Source organism: Rhodococcus sp. (in: high G+C Gram-positive bacteria), from assembly GCF_049591685.1.
Taxonomy (GTDB): domain Bacteria; phylum Actinomycetota; class Actinomycetes; order Mycobacteriales; family Mycobacteriaceae; genus Rhodococcoides.
Map to the genome: position 1 here is coordinate 1 of NZ_JBAWFH010000485.1, position 17,368 is coordinate 17,368.

Here is a 17,368-nt window from a genome sequence, read left to right on the forward strand (position 1 = left end):
GCGGTACATGATTCGGGTGGCTTCGCCCGGGAGCGTTCCGCCGATACCCGGTACCGACAGGGCCAGGTGTGACGGTTCGGTCCGGATGAGAGCGCCCGGCGCCAAGGCGGGCAGCGGACTCGGTGGCGTATAGAAGTCCGATTCCACGGTCGATCCCGTGGACGATCCGGACGGCTGCTGCGCCGATGCCTGAGGCGATAGCAAAGCCGCCGTCAGAAGCCCGACCGCAACCGCCGACACCGATACCCGTGACACACCCATGTTTATGTGACCCCCGTAGCTCCCTCGTCGCACCGCTCGTTACCGAGCAGTAACAACCTCGGGACGGACCATACGTGATGGAGACCACAGGCGGTAGTGCCCAGTCCATCCGAAATTTCGAACAGGGCCGAGAACGGCTCAGCGACGGCGGCGGTGGTGCGCGGCTTTCGCTTCGACGACCTCGTCGGCCGTGAGGGCCCGCCCGGGCAGCGGACTGAGCGAACCCGAATCGGCGCGTAGCCCGTCGAGGAGAATCAGGAAGTAGCGCCGCCAGTTGGTGGGGCCGACCTTGCAGGTGAATTCCGCTGCAGCGCCGACCATTCCGATGAGGGCGTAGAAATCGTTGACCTCGATATCGGGACGCAGGGCGCCCGATTCGCGCGCGCGCAAAACGATCTGCTGAACGAAGGGGTCGAGCTGCTCACGGACCCGCGCGATGCCCTCGCAGCCCTCGTCGGTCCCCATGATGACGTCGTTCAGCCCGCGGTCGCCCGAGATGCCGTCACACAGCCGCTCGAGAAAGCCGACGAGGCCGTCCCAGGCATCGTCCGCGTCCAAGGCGGCGTGCGCGCTGGCCAGCATCCCCTCGAGGCGCTGCTCGAAGACGCCGTCGATCAACTCCTCCTTGCAGGAGAAGCGCCGATAGACGGTGCCGACACCGACCTTCGCGTGCGCGGCGACGTCGTCGAGAGTGATGTCGGTGCCGCGGTGGGCGAAGAGTTCACGTGCCGCGTCGATGATGCGTCGACGATTGCGCTCCGCATCGGCGCGCAACGGCCTCTTCGACGTTGCTCCGACTGCCGATGTGTCGGCCTTCACACTCATTCGATGTCCGTTTCGACCGTTAAGCGGAGGACATTCCTCCGCTTAGCTGTTACCTTGATCCAGTAACCGGAGACTACACCTCCGTATCGTCGATCCGAGAAGGAACACCATGACCGCACTGACACCGGAGGACCTGTCTTCGCCGGACTCGGCAAGGGATTCGGCACCGGGTGAAACCACCGAAGCCAAGTCACACCGCAATCGCTGGCTCATCCTCGCCACCCTGGGCCTCGCCCAGCTCATGGTGGTGCTCGACGCAACCATCGTGAACATCGCACTTCCGGCCGCTCAACTCGATCTGGGCTTCGACAACAGCAATCGCTCCTGGGTTGTCACCGCATACGCCCTCGCATTCGGCAGCCTGCTGCTGCTCGGCGGACGCCTGAGCGACCTGTTCGGCCGCCGCAACACCTTCCTCATCGGACTCGTCGGGTTCGCCGTGATGTCCGCGGTCGGTGGTGCCGCAGTCAACTTCGGCATGCTGGTCGCCGCACGTGCAGGTCAGGGCGTCTTCGGCGCTCTTCTCGCACCGGCAGCACTGTCGTTGCTCGCCACCACGTTCACCGACCCCAAAGAACGCGCCAAAGCATTCGGCATCTTCGGTGCCATCGCCGGCGGCGGCGGAGCGCTGGGTCTACTCCTCGGCGGCATGCTCACCGAATGGGCCACCTGGCGCTGGAGCCTGTACGTCAACCTCTTCTTCGCCGGGTTCGCGTTCGTCGCGGGCTTCATCCTGCTGGCCAAGCACACGGTGGCCACCAGGCCCAAGCTCGACATTCCGGGAACCATCACGGTGTCGGCCGCACTGTTCTCGATCGTGTACGGCTTCGCACACGCCGAGTCCGACGGCTGGCTGAACACGGTCACGCTGGCGTTCCTCATCATCGGCGTCGCACTACTCGGCGTGTTCGTCGCGATCCAGAAGCGCGTCGAACATCCTTTGCTGCCACTGCGCATCATCCTCGATCGAACACGCGCCGGATCGTTCCTCGCCGTGTTCATCACCGGCGCCGGCATGTTCGCCGTGTTCCTGTTCCTGACGTACTACCTGCAGAGCACCCTCGGATACACCCCGATCTCCACCGGCTTCGCGTTCATGCCGATGATCGGCGCACTCATCCTGACCGCAACGGTCTCGACGGCCGTCATCCTGCCCCGCTTCGGACCTCGGGTGCTGATGACGACGGGTCTGCTCGTCGCAGCACTCGGAATGGGACTGCTCACGCAGATTGCAGCGGACAGCACGTACGCGATGCACATCCTGCCCGGACTCATCGTGATGGGACTCGGCCTCGGCGCCACCATGGCTCCGGCCATGCAGGGTGCCATCTCGGGCGTCGACCCTGACGACTCCGGTGTCGCGTCGGCAACCGTCAACACCATGCAGCAGGTCGGCGGTTCCATCGGTACCGCTCTGCTCAGCACGGTGGCGGCCAGCGCAGCGACCGCATACGTCACCGACAACATGGCCACCGCATCGAGCGCAGCCATGCTGCAGGTCAACGCGGAAATCGCCAGCTACACGACGACGTTCTGGTGGGCCACCGGAATCTTCGCACTGGGCGCCGTCATCTCGGCATTCCTGTTGCGCCCCGGTCTGCTCCCGGAAGCACCCGAAGGCGCAGTGGTCGTCGGCCACTGACCGCCAGAAATCCAACGGCCGACAGCGTGGTCGAGTGCCTCGGGCGCTCGACCACGCTGTCAGCGTGTAGTTCTAGGTGTTCAGCTGTCTACTTGTTCAGCAGCTTTTCGGTCGCGGCCAGTAGAACGCACGTCGCGACGCCGTCCATCGACTTGTCGAGTTCCGCGAGCGACGGAAAGCTCGGCGCGAGCCGAATGTTCTTGTCTTCCGGATCGTCCTTGTACGGAAACGCCGAGCCGGCGGCCGTCAATGCGATTCCGGCGTCCTTGGCGAGCGCGATCGATCTCGTCGCGGTTCCCTCGAGCACGTCGAGCGAAATGAAGTACCCGCCCTTCGGCTCGGTCCAGGACGCGATCTTCGACGCACCGAGACGGTCGTCGAGGATCTCGAGCACGCGAGCAAACTTGGGTGCGAGGATTTCGCGATGCTTGGCCATGTGGGCGCGAACACCGTCCGCATCGTTGAAGAACCGCAGGTGCCGCAGCTGATTCAGCTTGTCCGGTCCGATGCTCTTCTTGCCGAAGTGCTTCTGGTACCACTCGATGTTCTCGTCCGAACTGCCGAAGAAGCTGACGCCCGCGCCGGCGAAGGTGATCTTGGACGTCGAGGCGAACACGAAGGGGCGGTTCGGGTAACCGGCCTCGGCCGACCACCCGAGGATGTCGTACGACGGCGCGAACTCGTCGACAAGCGGGTGCACTGCGTAGGCGTTGTCCCAGAACAGACGAAAATCGGGTGCGGCCGCCGGCATCGACGCCAGAGCCCGAACAACCTCTTCCGAGTACACGGCACCCGTCGGGTTCGCGTAGTTGGGCACCGCCCACATTCCCTTGATCTGAGGGTCCGACGCAACCAGCCTGGTGATCTCGGCGACGTCGGGGCCGTCGTGCAGCATCGGAATCGGAATCATGTCGATGCCGAAGCTCTCGGTGATCGCGAAATGACGGTCGTAACCCGGTGCCGGGCAGAGGAACCGCACGTTGGGCTCGGCGGACCACGGCCGAGCCGAATCCGGCAGGCCGTGCAGCAACGACCACACGACGAGGTCCTGCATGATTTCGAGGCTCGCGTTGTTGCCGGCCACCAAGTTCTTCACGGGAATGCCGAGGAGCTCGCCGAAGATCGCGCGCAATTCCGGAAGACCGGCAAGACCGCCGTAGTTACGGCAATCGGTACCGTTGCCGTCGCGGTAATCGTCACCTGGAAGCGTCAGCAAGCCGGCAGCGAGATCCAGCTGCTCGGGCGACGGTTTTCCACGAGTGAGGTCCAACGACAAATTCTCGGACTTGAGCTGCTCGTATTTGGCAGCTTGCCGCTCGTGCTCCGAGGCGAGCTCCTCATGGTTCATCAACCCCAACTGGGTTTGCGCTGACATGTGGAGCGGCCTTTCCGTGTCGGGGCAGTACGTGCAGGCCCCTGCGAGCGTCTGGTCCCTGAAACTTAAGGGGACCCCGCGCACCCGGCAGAGCCCGTTGACCCTTGCTGCCTTCCGGCCCTGGGGGAGTTCACAGGATGCGCGCCGCGCGGGATCCACTGAAGAGTGTAGTCACACTCCCCCGTCCGCCCCATCGGTGCCCCCTTCACCCCTGCCGCTGCGCTCCAAGCCCGCATCGATGGACCCTCGTAGCCGTCTGACCGTATCGATGTGACATCCAAGCGGTATCGAGGCTGCACCGCGGCCACCACAGAAGCCGGCAGCCGTCGGACCTGCACCCGCGTCCACTGGAGCGGCCCGTTTGGGAGATGCGGGGGGTCACCCGGTATGCTTCCCCACGGAGGATTCGCCTAGTGGCCTATGGCGCTCGCCTGGAACGCGGGTTGGGTTAACGCCCTCAGGGGTTCAAATCCCCTATCCTCCGCCAGGGACAAGCCCCTGCAACCGCTCGCCGGTTGCAGGGGCTTTTTCGTGTCTGCTCGTAGAATTGTCCGAAAAGTACAAGCGCATCATCGGGTCAGTGCACGACACTTTGATTCATGACCTCCACCGAGACCGAAGCCGTCCCCGATCGATACCGTCGACTCGCGCAGCGCTTGACCGACCGGGTCGAGGCAGTGCCCGCAAACAAGTGGGACACCGCGTCCACGTGTGCCGGCTGGACGGTGCGCGATGTGGTCGTGCACCTTGTCGACACTCAGCGCGGCGCCGTCGAGCCCGTGGGACTGTCGATTCCAGAAGGCCCGTCCCCCGGCGGAAACCCAACTGCTGCTTGGGTATTCACCCGCAACGCCGTCCAGGACATCCTCGACGACCCGAAGCGCGCGCACCTCGAGTACGACGGACACTTCGGTCCAACGGATCTGGCGTCGTCGATCGGATCGTTCTACAGCCTCGACCTGATCGTGCACGCGTGGGACATCGCGCACCCCCTCGGACTCGACGACACCATCGAAGACCGTGACCTCGATTTCGTCGAACATTTCGTCGCGCAAATGGGGGACAACATTCGTATGGACGGTGTGTGCGGACCGGCCGTCGAGGTCCCGGACGACGCCGACCGGCAAACCAAGGTGCTCGCGCAGCTCGGCCGCGCAACCCGACCGAGCCTCTAGCGCCGCCCACACCGCATCGATGGACCGTTGCAACGTCCAGACGGGTACAACGTGCCATCGATGCGGCGATCCGCCACCCACCTAGCGCGCCGACCAACCACCGTCCATGGTGTACGACGCGCCGGTGACCATGCCGGCGTCGGCGGAGGCAAGCCAGCTGACGAGCGAGGCGACTTCCTCGGGTTCGACGAGTCGCTTGATAGCGCTTTCGGCGAGCATCACGCCTTCGAGCACTTGGTCCTCGTCGATGCCGTGGACTGCCGCTTGGTCGGCGATCTGCTTCTCGACAAGCGGTGTGCGTACATAGCCGGGGTTGACGCAGTTGCTCGTGACATCGTGTTTGCCGCCTTCGAGGGCTGTGACTTTCGACAGGCCTTCGAGGGCGTGCTTGGCCGTGACGTAAGCGACTTTGTATTCCGACGCGCGGAGGCCGTGTACCGAGGAGATGTTCAGTATTCGGCCGAACTCCCGGGAGTACATGCCGGGTAGGACTGCGCGGATCAGCAGGAAGGGCGCTTCGACCATCAGCGTTTGGATGCGTCGGAACGCGCCGGGGTCGAAGTCGATGATCGGTGCGACGGTCTGAATCCCCGCGCTGTTGACGAGGATGTCGACGTCGAGTTGCACGTCGTCGAGCGACGGGGTGTCCAGGAGGTCGACGCCCCACGCTTCGCCGCCGAGTTCGGACGCCAGTTCTTTGGCGGCTGTTTCGTCGACGTCGGCGATGGTGACCGTCGCGCCCCGGGAGGCGAGCGTGCGGGCACAGGCAGCCCCGATTCCGCTCGCCCCGCCGGTGACGAGCGCTGTTCGGCCGATCAGGTCGGTCACTTCAGGCCCGCTTTGGCGAGCTCGGCTTCCGTTGCCAGGTTCTTGGCGTCGGCGATGTCGATCGTTTCGAGTGCGAGGCCCTTGGTTTCACGTGCTGCGATGACGGCGATGACGGTCACCGCGCAGGCGCCGGCGAGGTACCAGGCGATGGGCACTGCCGAGTCGAATCGGTTGAGCAACGCGACGGCGATGATGGGGGCGAGCGAGCCCGCGACGATCGATGTCACCTGGTAGCCGAGTGACACGCCGGAGTACCGCATCCGCGTCGGGAACATCTCTGCCATGATCGCGGGCTGCGTGGCGTACATGAAGGCGTGGAACACCAGGCCGATGATGATGGCCAGCATGATCACGGCGTTGTGGCCGCTGTTGAACATCGGGTACGCGAAGAAGCCCCAGGTGCCGGCCGCGAGCGCACCGAACATGTAGACGGGGCGCCGGCCGACGCGGTCTGCAAGCTTGCCGACCAGTGGAATGACGCAGAAGTGGACCGCGTGTGCGGCGAGCATCCACCAGAGGATGGTTTGAGTGTCGGTGCCGACCTCTACTTTGAGGTACGTGATGGTGAACGTGACGACGAGGTAGTACATGACGTTTTCGCCGAACCGGAGGCCCATCGCGGTGAAGACGCCGCGGGGGTAGCGCTTGAGCACCTCGAACACGCCGTACGATGCGGCTTTGATGACCTCGGCCTGCTTCTGGGCTTCGACGAAGATCGGGGCGTCGGTGACCTTGGTGCGGATGTAGTAGCCGACGAAGACGATGACGGCGGAGAGCCAGAACGCCACGCGCCAGCCCCAGCTGAGGAACGCTTCGTCGGACAGGGTCGCGGTCAGAACGAGGAGCACGACCGTCGCGAGCAGGTTGCCTGCCGGAACACCGGCTTGCGGCCAGCTGGCCCAGAAGCCGCGAGATTTGTTGGGGCTGTGTTCGGCGACCAGAAGAACTGCGCCTCCCCATTCACCGCCGACGGCGAAGCCCTGAATGAATCGGAGAGTGACCAGCATCGCCGGGGCCCAGTAGCCGATCTGGTTGAACGTAGGCAGGCAGCCCATCAGGAACGTGGCGCTACCGACGAGCACGAGGCTGAACTGCAGCAGCTTCTTGCGGCCGTATTTGTCTCCGAAGTGGCCGAACACGATGCCGCCGAGCGGTCGTGCAACGAATCCGACGGCGTAGGTGACGAACGCGGCGAGAATTGCGTCGAGTTCACTGGTTCCGGCGGCGAAGAACACCTTGGAGAACACCAATGTGGCGGCGGTTCCGTAGAGGAAGAACTCGTACCATTCGACGATGGTGCCGGCCATCGAGGCGCCGACGACCTTCTTCAGGCCGGACGGGGTTGCGTCCGGGTCCGGACCCCCTGGTTGCTTGCGCTGGTCAACGCTCATTGTGATCCTCCTGTGATACGGCCGGTGCGACGACGCGGATTGTGACGGTCCCCACAACGACTTGGTATTGCTGAGTATCAATGCACATCCGTGTGCACCGCAATGCCCAACAACGCAAGCGCGATCTGCAAGAATGCAGACGTGCCTATCGGTCATCCCGATCACGGACGCCTTCCCAGCGCCGACGACTTGCTGATCCTGCTCGCAGTCGGCCGTACCGGCAGATACAACACCGCGGCCGTGGATCTCGGCGTCAACCACACGACGATCTCGCGGCGGATCGCGGCGCTCGAGTCGAGCCTCGGCGGGCGGTTGCTCGCCAAGTCGGGCAGCGGCTGGGAACTGACGGCGCGGGGCAGGGACGCGCTTGCCGCGGCCGAGAACATCGAGGCTGCCGTCCGTTCACTCATCGGCGTCGACGACGAGGCCGAGGGCGTCGTTCGGATTTCCGCCACCGACGGTTTCAGCGCGTACGTCGTCGCGCCCGCGGCGGCGCAGGTACGGCGTCGGCACCCGGGCATCTCGGTGGAGATCGTCGCGACCACGAGGCGGGCGTCGCAGCAGCGATCCGGAATGGACGTCGAGATCGTGGTCGGCGAGCCGCAGGTGCATCGCGCCGAGGCCATCAAACTCAGCGACTACCACCTCGGGCTGTACGCGTCCGCGGGATACCTCGACGAACACGGCACCCCGGCGACGGTCGACGATCTGCGAGCGCATCCACTCGTCTACTTCATCGACTCGATGTTGCAGGTAGACGACCTCGACATCGCTCCCGGATTTGCGCCGTCGATGCGCGAATCGGTGAGGTCGACCAACGTGTTCGTGCACGTCGAGGCGACGCGTGCTGCCGCAGGAGTCGGCCTGCTCCCCTGCTTCATGGCCGATCGGCACGACGACCTCGTCCGGATATTGCCCGAACAGGTGACCGTGCGGCTCGACTACTGGCTGGTATCGCGAGCGGAGACGCTTCGACGGCCCGAGGTCGCCCGCGTCGTCGACGCCATCCGCACGTGCGCGGCCCAGCAGCGGGAGGCTCTGCTCGGCCACGTGGGCGGAGACACCTGATGGCTGCCGGCCGCTTCGCGCCCAGCCCGTCCGGCGATCTCCATCTCGGAAACCTGCGGACGGCCCTGCTCGCCTGGTTGTTCGCTCGGTCGACAGGTCGACGGTTTCTCCTGCGGGTGGAGGATCTCGATCGTGTGCGTGAGGGCGCCGAGACGAGGCAGCGGGGCGATCTCCGAGCGATCGGGCTCGACTGGGACGGCCCGGTGGTGCGGCAGTCGGAGCGGACGGCGCGCTACGAGGACGCCATCGCCCGCCTCACCGACGCCGGCCGCACGTACGAGTGCTTCTGCACTCGCCGGGAAATACTCGAGGCGGCGTCGGCGCCGCATGCTCCGGCAGGCACGTATCCGGGAACCTGCCGATACCTGACAGCGGCGCAGAGGGCGTCGAAGAATCGACCTCCCGCGATCCGGTTGCGCGCCGAGGTCGTCGACTACTCCGTCGACGATGTTCTGCACGGTCCGTTCCGGGGGCAGGTGGATGATGTGGTTCTGCGTCGCGTCGACGGAGTTCCCGCATATAACCTGGCGGTGGTCGTCGACGACGGTGAGCAGGGTATCGATCAGGTGGTGCGCGGCGACGACCTGTTGACGTCGTCGCCGCGGCAGGCCTATTTGGCGTCGCTGCTCGAGATTCCGACGCCGACCTACGCGCACGTTCCGCTCGCGCTCAATTCCCAGGGCACGAGGCTCGCCAAACGGGACGGCGCGGTGACGCTGGAGGATCAAGCCGCTATGGGCCTCGGGCCCGCGGACGTACTCGCGATCATGGCGCAGTCGTTGGACCTCGCAGCCCCCGGCGAAGCCGTCACGCCGGCAAACCTGCTGACGCGCTGGAACCCGGCAGCCCTTCCCCGCTCGCCGTGGATTTTGTAAGACGTAACGGACACGATTCTTCACCTGGGCTTTTCCCGTGTTTGTATTGCCCACGTGACAGCTCAGAATTCCGAAGACAAGCCCGGCGCCGTTGCGCAGTTCGCGCACGTCAGCCGCGGTTATTATCCGACTATCGTCGCCCTGTTCGCGGCGACCCTGATCATCTCGAATGTGACAGCGAGCAAGGGCGTCTCGTTCTTCGGTGGGAGCGATCTCTTCATCGGCCCGTTCCAGGTGTTGCCGATCAACACCGACGGCGCGTTCTTCCTTTTCCCGCTGGCATACATTCTCGGCGACGTGCTGGCCGAGGTGTACGGCTTCAAGGCGACGCGTCGTGCCATCTATCTGGGCTTCGGGTCGATAATCCTTGCAGCCGTGTGCTTCTGGATCACCATTCAGCTGCCGGCCGCGAGTTTCTACGAGAACCAGGAGTCTCTCGAAGCGGTCGTCGGCGTTGTACCGCGCCTGGTCATCGCCGGTCTCGCCGGGTACTTCGTCGGGCAGATGCTCAACTCGTTGGTACTGGTCGCCATCAAGGAGCGCACCAAGGAGAAGCATCTCTGGGCGCGCCTGATCGGATCGACGATCGTCGGCGAATTCTTCGACACCCTGATCTTCTGCTCCATCGCCGCGGGTGCCATCGGCATCTCGACGTGGGAGGACTTCGTCAACTACGTCATCGTCGGCTTCATCTGGAAGACGCTCGTCGAGGTCCTGGTCATGCCCGTCACCTACAGCGTCATCGCGTACATCAAGAAGCGTGAGCCCACGTACAAGGAACCCGTTCCCGCCTGAACCGTCGATTCGACAGAGAAGGGCCCGACCGCTACCGGTCGGGCCCTTCGCCGTTCTTACGACTAGATTACTGAGCCATTGACAAATGGCACAATCAAGATGAGTCTGTTCCTATGAACCCGTCCCATCAGGCTTGTGCCGTCGTCACCGGCGCCGGCAGCGGCATCGGCCGCGCATTTGCGCTGGAACTCGCTCGACGTGGCGGCGAGGTGATCTGTGCAGACATCTCACGCGACCGAGCCGACGAGACCGTCCGTCTCATCACCGACATCGGCGGCACCGCGCACCCCGTCGTCTGCGACGTCGCGCGCCGCGACCAGGTCGAAGACCTCGCGCTGTTCGCCGAGCTCACCTTCGGACGGGCGCCAACCCTCGTCGTCAACAACGCGGGCGTCGGCATCGGAGGCAAAGCCGTCGGCGACATCGGATTCGATGATTGGAACTGGGCGCTCGGCATCAACCTGTGGGGCGTCGTCCACGGGTGCGAGACGTTCGCGCCCGGCATGAAGGCGGCCGGCGAAGGCGGCTTCATCAACGTCGCCTCGGCCGCAGGTTTCGCGGCAGCGCCACTGATGGGCCCGTACAACGTCGGCAAAGCCGGCGTCGTCTCGCTCTCGGAGACGATGGCGGCCGAACTGTCCGGCAGCGGCGTCCGCGTCACCGTCCTGTGCCCCACGTTCGTCAAGACCAACGTCGCCGTCGACGGCCGCATCACCGACGTCGGCAGCAGACTGGCCGAACAACTTATGCGCACAACAGGATTCAGCCCCGAGCGCATCGCCGTCGACTGTCTGAACAAATACGATCGCGGACGCCTCTACGTCGTCCCGCAGTTCGACGCCAAGGTCATCTGGCGTCTCAAACGCATAGCGCCCGCTCTCTACACGCGCACCCTCGGGCTGCTGGGTCGGCTCGCACCGCAGGAAACAAACAACAACCGGGTCGTTCCTGCGGACTTCACTCCCGGCGATAAGACAGGAGTCTGACATGGCATTCGATTTCGACGAGATGCTAGTCAAGATCAAGGACAAGCAGTGGGCGTTGGCCGACATCGACTGGGATGCACCGGGCGCCGAGACCATCGGCCCCGAACTGTGGACCAAGCTGAAGCCGTTCATGTCGGACCTGATGTGGATCGAGAACGTCGGCGCCCGGGGTTTCGCCGCGATGGCGCAGAAGGCCCCGACCGACACGCTCAAAGAGATCTACACGTACTTCCACGCCGAAGAACAGAAGCACGCCAATGCCGAACTCGCACTGATGCGCCGGTGGGGCATGCTCGACGGCGACGAAATTCCACAGCCCAACGTCAACGTCAAGCTCGTCATCGACTGGCTGGACAAGTACTCCGACCAGACCTCTCTCGCCGTGCTCGGCACCGTCATCCCGATGCTCGAGGTAGCTCTCGACGGTGCGCTGGTGAAGTTCATCGTCGACGAGATCGACGACCCCGTCTGTCAAGAAGTGTTCAAGCGCATCAACTCCGACGAATCCCGCCACCTTGCAGTCGATTTCCAGGTGATCGAACTACTCGGCCATGCAAAGATGCGCAAGATCGTCGTCGAAACCGTCGGAGCCTGGATGCATCCGTCGCTCATCATCGGCACCCTGCGATACATCCCGCTCCTGAACAAGATGCGCGACAACATCGTCGCGATGGGCGTCGACGAAGAACGCCTCTACATCGCCATGCGGCGCTTCAAGAAAGTCGGCGAGAGAAGCGAATTCCCCAAGCGGCTGCCGATGTACCGATTCATCAGCTGGCACTCGGGTGTCGTCATCAACCGTGCGCATCCGTACCACAAGTTCGCCGACTCCTTGGTCAAGATCACCGCCAAGTACCCACGGAAGCTGCTGCGGCCGCAACCCACCTGGTCCAAAGAACTCACCTACGAGCCGGTCGCATGAGCAAGCCTTCGGATCTCGAGCAGGCTCCACTCCCGCTGTCGGTCGCGATCATCGGCGGCGGTTTCGCCGGGATCGGTGCGGCGATTCGTCTGAAACAGAGGCGGGTTCACAATATCGCCGTGTTCGAGCGCGGCACCGCTGTCGGTGGAACCTGGCGCGACAACACATATCCCGGCGCAGCGTGCGACATTCCGTCGCGGCTCTACTCCTACAGCTTCGCCCCCAACCCGGACTGGTCGCACACGTATTCCGGTAGCGCCGAGATCCTCGGCTACATCGAGCGCATGGTCGACGATTTCGGCCTACACGACTACTTCCGCCTCGACCACAACGTGACCGGTGTGACCTGGGACGACGACACATCACTGTGGACGGTCCGCTTCGACCACCAACAGCCGGTGCAGGCACGTGCGGTGGTGATGGCGTCGGGCCCGCTCGCCAACGTCAGCTTCCCTGCCATCCGCGGACTCGGCACCTACGCCGGACACAAGATCCACAGCGCGCGGTGGGACCACGACTACGACTTCACCGACAAGAAGGTTGCCGTCGTAGGCACCGGCGCATCGGGCGTGCAGATCGTGCCCGAACTGGTGAAGGTCGCGAAATCGGTCAAGGTCTTCCAGCGCACACCCGGCTGGGCGCTCCCGCGCACCAACTTCGCCACCCGGCAGCTCACCAAAGACGTCTATCGACGCTTTCCCGTCACGCAGTCACTGGCCCGCAAGGCGTGGTTCTGGGGGCACGAGTCCGTCGCCCTCGGTGTCGTCTGGAATTCGCCGTTGACGCGCGTCGTCGAGGCTGTCGGAAAGCTGCATCTGCGCCGCCAGGTCAAGGATCCGTGGCTGAGGCGCCAGCTCACGCCGGACTTTCGCGCGGGATGCAAGCGCCTGCTGATGACGAGTGCCTTCTACCCCGCTTTGCAGAAGGACAACTGCACGCTGGTGACGTGGCCGATCGCCAGGCTCGCACCGGAGGGAATCCGCACCGTGGAGGGCATCGAGCACCAGGCCGATGTAATCGTCTTCGCGACGGGATTCGACGTTTCCAAGACGGGGACGCCGGTGCCGATCACCGGTAGAGGCGGACGGGTACTGGCGAACGAGTGGCGGTCCGGCGCCAAGGCGTACAAGTCCATCGCGGTGTCGGGCTATCCGAACATGTACTTCACGTTCGGTCCCAACTCGGGTCCGGGACACAGTTCGGCGCTGGTGTACATGGAGGCGCAGATCGACTACATCGTCGAGGCCGTCGCCTACTCCCTGGCCCGCGACGCCGTGCTCGACGTACGTGCGGGTCGGCAACTCGAGTACAACGCCGACCTGCAGCGGCGGCTGCAGAAGACGACGTGGAACTCGGGCTGCTCGAGCTGGTACCTCACCGAGGACGGCTTCAACGCGACGATGTTCCCCGGTTTCGCCAGCCAGTACGTCGGCCAGTTGAAGTCGGTGGACTTCGGCGACTACACGGTCAGTGCGTATCTGCCGTCGACGCATCGATCCGCACCCGCGACCGCTACCGTGTAGTGGACTCATCGTGCCGGCGGAAGGACCCTCGGGTGGAGTATCGGATCGACGATCTTGCTCACGCCGCCGGCACGACCACCCGCAACGTCCGCGCCTACCGCGAACGGGGGCTGCTTCCGCCACCGGAGAAACGCGGACGCGTCGGCATCTACGGTGACGAGCACCTGGCGCGGTTGCGTCTGATCGACATCCTGCTTCAGCGGGGATTCACCACCTCGCACATCAGCGATTTCATCACGGGGTGGGAAACCGGCAAGGATCTCGCCGAGGTGCTGGGTCTGCAGAACGCGGTGACCGAGCAGTGGTCCACGAGCGACGGCGTCGAGATACCACTGTCCCTGGTCGACGAGTTCCTCGGCGACGGTGGGCAGCTTGCGCGGCTGCAATCGTTGGGGCTGGCTCGCATCGAGGGCGACATGTGCGTGTTCACCGATCCCGAACTGCTGCAAGGCTTCTCGGCTCTGTCCGACTACGGTTTCGACATCACCGAGCTCATCGACATTCACGAACGCATCCACACCGCAGTGGACGCCATTGCCAAGGACATGATCGGAACCGCGAAGCAACACATCGTCGATCAGCACGGCGAGGGGTGGTTGCCGGACGAGAACGAGGTCGGCCCCACCGCCGACATGATCACGCGGATGCGTTCGCTCGCAGTGCATTCGGTCAACGCGATCCTGGCGCGGACGCTCGACGACAATCTGCAGCGGGAGCTCGGCGACTACCTCACGACCGCGATGCGTAGAACCGACCCAGAAACTCGGTCCTGAATTCCTCGAACGTTCCCTGCCGAATCGATGCTCTGATGTCGTCGACCAACTTCACCGTGAACCGCTCGTTGTGAATGGTGCACAGCGTCGACGCCAACATCTCCTTGGCCTTGAACAGGTGGTGGATGTAGGCCCGGGTGTAGTTGGCGCAGGTGTAGCAGTCGCAGTTCTCGTCGATCGGAGTGAAGTCCCGGCGGTGTTTCGCCGTGTTGATGTTGAAGCGACCCGTCGGAACGTAGATCGCCGCATTGCGCGCCACGCGTGAGGGATTGACGCAGTCGAAGGTGTCGGCGCCGTTCTCGATGGCGGTGAAGAAGTCGTCGGGTTCGCTGATGCCGAGCATGTGCCGCGGCTTGTGCTCGGGCAGTTCTTCGTTCACCCAGCGGGTGATGGTACCCAGGTTCTGCTTCTCGAGCGCGCCTCCGATACCGTAACCGTCGAAGCCGCGACCTGTCTCACCCTCGATCGTCTCGAGGTCGCGGGCGGCCTTGCGTCGAAGGTCCTCGTACTGTGCGCCCTGAACCACTCCGAACAACGCCTGGTACGGCTTGCCGACGCGCTCCGCGGTGAGCCGTTCGTGTTCGAGGACACACCGCTTCGCCCACGCCTGCGTCCGGTCGACCGACAGTTCCTGGTAGCCGCGAGTGTTCATCAGCGTGGTGAGCTCGTCGAATGCGAACATGATGTCCGCGCCGAGCCGATGCTGAATCTGCATCGACACCTCGGGCGTGAAGCGATGCCGCGACCCGTCCAGATGCGACTTGAACGTGACGCCGTCGTCGTCGACGTGAGCCAGCCGTTCCTTGCCGTCGGCGATGATGTCGTCGGATTCCACCCGCGAGGCGTCCATCGAGATGACCTTCTTGAATCCGACGCCCAGCGACATCACCTGAAAACCGCCGCTGTCGGTGAACGTCGGCCCGCCCCAGTTCATGAACTTGCCCAACCCGCCTGCCTCGTCGACGATGTCGGAACCCGGTTGCAGATACAGGTGATACGCGTTGGCGAGTACCGCCTGCGCCCCGAGCTCCTTCATCGCCTCGGGCAGCACCGCCTTGACCGTCGCCTTCGTGCCGACGGCGATGAACGCGGGCGTGGAGATGTCACCGTGCGGAGTGTGGATCGTTCCCGTCCGCCCGAGACGGTGTTCGAGACGGGTGTCGATGCTGAAGAAGGGGTCGTTCGGAGAGCTCACCGGCCCACCCTACGGCTCGAGGCGCCCTGGGAGAATTGCGGCGCTCAAGAGAACTGTGAGGCGTACAGCCTGCTGTACGCGCCGCCCGCACCCACCAGCGAATCGTGATCACCCTGTTCGACGATGTGGCCTTCTTCCATGACGACGATGAGGTCGGCGTCGCGGATGGTGGAGAGCCTGTGCGCGATGACGAAACTGGTTCGGTCGCTGCGCAGCGCCGCCGTGGCCTTCTGCACCAGTAGTTCGGTGCGGGTGTCGACGGAGCTGGTGGCTTCGTCGAGGATCAGAATCAGCGGCCTGGACAGGAACGCCCGGGCGATGGTGATGAGCTGTTTCTCGCCGGCGCTGACGTTGTTGCCTTCCTCGTCGATGACGGTGTCGTAGCCGTCCGGCAAGGAGTGCACGAACTTGTCGACGTAGCTGACGCGAGCGGCCTCGAGGATCTCTTCCTCCGACGCGCTCGGGTTGCCGTACGCGATGTTGTCGCGGATGGTTCCGCCGAACAACCAGGTGTCCTGTAGGACCATGCCGGTGCGTTCGCGCAGTTCGTCGCGCGTCATCTCCCTGGTATCGACGCCGTCGACCGTGATGCGTCCCGAGTCGATCTCGTAGAACCGCATGACGAGGTTGACGAGCGTCGTCTTGCCCGCGCCGGTCGGCCCGACGATGGCGACGAGGTGTCCGGGCTCCGCGACCAACGAGAGGTTTTCGATGAGCGGCTGATCTTCCTTGTAGCGAAAGGAGACGTTCTCGAACGCGACGCGGCCGCCCATGGTGACGGGGACGACGGGCTCTGTCGGGTCCGGCTTCTCGTCGTCGGCGTCGAGCAACCGGAAGATACGTTCCGCGGATGCGACGCCCGACTGGATGAGGTTGACCATCGAGCCGACCTGCGAGAGCGGCTGGGTGAACTGACGGGAGTACTGGATGAACGCCTGGACCTCACCGAGACTCAGCGTGCCCGACGCGACTCGGAGGCCACCGACGACGGCGATGATGACGTAGTTGATGTTGCCGAGGAACATGACTGTCGGCATGATCATGCCGGAGATGAACTGGGCCCGGAAGCTCGATTCGAAGAGCTTGTTGTTGCGCTCGCCGAACTCGCGTTCCACCTCCGCCTGGCGACCGAATGCCTTGACCAGTTCGTGCCCGGTGTACGTCTCTTCGATCTGCCCGTTGAGTTTGCCGGTGTGCCGCCACTGGTCCACGAAGTGCGGTTGCGACCGCTTCGCGATGACCGCGGTGACGAGGAACGACGCGGGCACGGTCAGTACGGCAACGAGGGCGAGCAGCGGCGAGATCCAGATCATCATGCCGAGGATGCCGAGCACCGTCAGAACCGCGGTGATCAGCTGGCTCAGCGTCTGCTGCAGGCTTGTGGACACGTTGTCGACGTCGTTGGTGACCCGCGAGAGCAGTTCTCCACGGGTGTGGGAGTCGAAGTAGCTCAACGGAAGTCGATGCACCTTGCGCTCGACGCTGGCGCGGAGGTTGCGGATGGTGCGCTGCAGGGCGATGTTGAGCAGGAAGGCCTGGGCCCACGCCAGCAGCGACGACGCCAGGTACAGCGCGAGGACGAACAGCAGCACGTTGCCGACGGCGCCGAAGTCGATGCCTACGCCCGGTGTGACGTCCATTCCGGAGACCATGTCGGCGACGGTGTCGTTGCCTTCGGCGCGGAGCCCGTCGATGGCCGGTTCCTTCGAGACGCCCGCGGGCAGGTCTCGTCCG

At 64.3% G+C, this 17,368-nt stretch carries 15 protein-coding genes, 1 tRNA gene, 1 other RNA gene and 1 pseudogene; 10 read left to right on the plus strand and 8 right to left on the minus strand.

Going from position 1 to position 17,368, the window contains the following annotated elements; all coding sequences use genetic code 11:
- A pseudogene (locus WBQ44_RS19960) lies at positions 1-261 on the minus strand (lipase); the annotation flags it as partial.
- A gap of 138 nt (positions 262-399) precedes the next feature.
- Positions 400-1,086, minus strand: coding sequence for a TetR/AcrR family transcriptional regulator (locus WBQ44_RS19965; protein WP_495568402.1), 687 nt, complete (start codon positions 1,084-1,086; stop codon positions 400-402).
- 109 nt (positions 1,087-1,195) lie between these two features.
- On the opposite strand from WBQ44_RS19965, the gene WBQ44_RS19970 reads away from it, so the two are divergent.
- Positions 1,196-2,728, plus strand: a complete 1,533-nt coding sequence (locus WBQ44_RS19970; RefSeq protein ID WP_495568403.1) for an MFS transporter — start codon at positions 1,196-1,198, stop codon at positions 2,726-2,728.
- A gap of 88 nt (positions 2,729-2,816) precedes the next feature.
- Here the strand turns inward: WBQ44_RS19970 and WBQ44_RS19975 are convergent, their stop codons facing one another.
- A complete protein-coding gene (locus tag WBQ44_RS19975) occupies positions 2,817-4,103 on the minus strand; it encodes an aspartate aminotransferase type Ic (protein WP_495568404.1) in 1,287 nt (428 codons plus the stop codon).
- A gap of 65 nt (positions 4,104-4,168) precedes the next feature.
- Positions 4,169-4,263: signal recognition particle sRNA small type (gene ffs / locus WBQ44_RS19980), an RNA gene on the minus strand.
- 239 nt (positions 4,264-4,502) lie between these two features.
- Here ffs and WBQ44_RS19985 point away from each other — a divergent pair.
- Both WBQ44_RS19985 and WBQ44_RS19990 read left to right on the plus strand, forming a co-directional pair.
- Positions 4,503-4,590 (plus strand) — tRNA-Ser (locus WBQ44_RS19985).
- A gap of 112 nt (positions 4,591-4,702) precedes the next feature.
- Complete coding sequence (locus tag WBQ44_RS19990) at positions 4,703-5,278, plus strand: TIGR03086 family metal-binding protein (protein ID WP_495568405.1); 576 nt, start codon at positions 4,703-4,705, stop codon at positions 5,276-5,278.
- Positions 5,279-5,359: 81 nt separating this feature from the next.
- Here WBQ44_RS19990 and WBQ44_RS19995 read toward each other — a convergent pair whose 3' ends face one another.
- Both WBQ44_RS19995 and WBQ44_RS20000 read right to left on the minus strand, forming a co-directional pair.
- Positions 5,360-6,106 carry a 3-hydroxybutyrate dehydrogenase gene (locus WBQ44_RS19995; protein WP_495568406.1) on the minus strand — a complete coding sequence of 249 codons (747 nt, stop codon included), beginning with the start codon at positions 6,104-6,106 and terminating at the stop codon, positions 5,360-5,362.
- On the minus strand, positions 6,103-7,497 hold the full coding sequence (locus WBQ44_RS20000; RefSeq protein WP_495568407.1) for an MFS transporter: 1,395 nt from the start codon (positions 7,495-7,497) through the stop codon (positions 6,103-6,105). The genes WBQ44_RS19995 and WBQ44_RS20000 overlap by 4 nt, the downstream gene beginning before the upstream one ends.
- A 102-nt stretch (positions 7,498-7,599) precedes the next feature.
- Here WBQ44_RS20000 and WBQ44_RS20005 point away from each other — a divergent pair, with 102 nt between their 5' ends.
- The 7 genes from WBQ44_RS20005 to WBQ44_RS20035 all read left to right on the plus strand — a co-directional run bounded on the left by WBQ44_RS20005 (position 7,600) and on the right by WBQ44_RS20035 (position 14,439).
- The gene (locus WBQ44_RS20005) at positions 7,600-8,565 is read left to right on the plus strand and encodes a LysR family transcriptional regulator (RefSeq protein WP_495568408.1); all 966 of its coding nucleotides are present in this window, start codon (positions 7,600-7,602) and stop codon (positions 8,563-8,565) included.
- The gene (gene gluQRS, locus WBQ44_RS20010; protein ID WP_495568409.1) at positions 8,565-9,440 is read left to right on the plus strand and encodes a tRNA glutamyl-Q(34) synthetase GluQRS; all 876 of its coding nucleotides are present in this window, start codon (positions 8,565-8,567) and stop codon (positions 9,438-9,440) included. The genes WBQ44_RS20005 and gluQRS overlap by 1 nt, the downstream gene beginning before the upstream one ends.
- Positions 9,441-9,485: 45 nt before the next feature.
- Positions 9,486-10,235 (plus strand): queuosine precursor transporter, encoded by a 750-nt coding sequence (locus WBQ44_RS20015; RefSeq protein WP_495568416.1) that lies wholly within the window; start codon positions 9,486-9,488, stop codon positions 10,233-10,235.
- Between the two features lie 113 nt (positions 10,236-10,348).
- Entirely contained in the window at positions 10,349-11,221 is an 873-nt protein-coding gene (locus WBQ44_RS20020) for an SDR family NAD(P)-dependent oxidoreductase (protein WP_495568410.1), read from the plus strand.
- A 1-nt stretch (position 11,222) separates the two neighbouring features.
- Positions 11,223-12,143: a ferritin-like domain-containing protein gene (locus tag WBQ44_RS20025; RefSeq protein WP_495568411.1), complete on the plus strand. Its 921-nt coding sequence runs from the start codon at positions 11,223-11,225 to the stop codon at positions 12,141-12,143.
- The gene (locus WBQ44_RS20030; RefSeq protein ID WP_495568412.1) at positions 12,140-13,666 is read left to right on the plus strand and encodes a flavin-containing monooxygenase; all 1,527 of its coding nucleotides are present in this window, start codon (positions 12,140-12,142) and stop codon (positions 13,664-13,666) included. The genes WBQ44_RS20025 and WBQ44_RS20030 overlap by 4 nt, the downstream gene beginning before the upstream one ends.
- A gap of 32 nt (positions 13,667-13,698) precedes the next feature.
- Positions 13,699-14,439 carry a MerR family transcriptional regulator gene (locus WBQ44_RS20035; protein ID WP_495568413.1) on the plus strand — a complete coding sequence of 247 codons (741 nt, stop codon included), beginning with the start codon at positions 13,699-13,701 and terminating at the stop codon, positions 14,437-14,439.
- On the opposite strand, the gene tgt is transcribed toward WBQ44_RS20035, so the two are convergent.
- Complete coding sequence (tgt, locus tag WBQ44_RS20040) at positions 14,396-15,634, minus strand: tRNA guanosine(34) transglycosylase Tgt (RefSeq protein WP_495568414.1); 1,239 nt, start codon at positions 15,632-15,634, stop codon at positions 14,396-14,398. The genes WBQ44_RS20035 and tgt overlap by 44 nt on opposite strands.
- Positions 15,635-15,678: 44 nt before the next feature.
- A partial coding sequence (locus WBQ44_RS20045; RefSeq protein ID WP_495568415.1) for an ABC transporter ATP-binding protein occupies positions 15,679-17,368 on the minus strand: 1,690 nt, incomplete at its 5' end.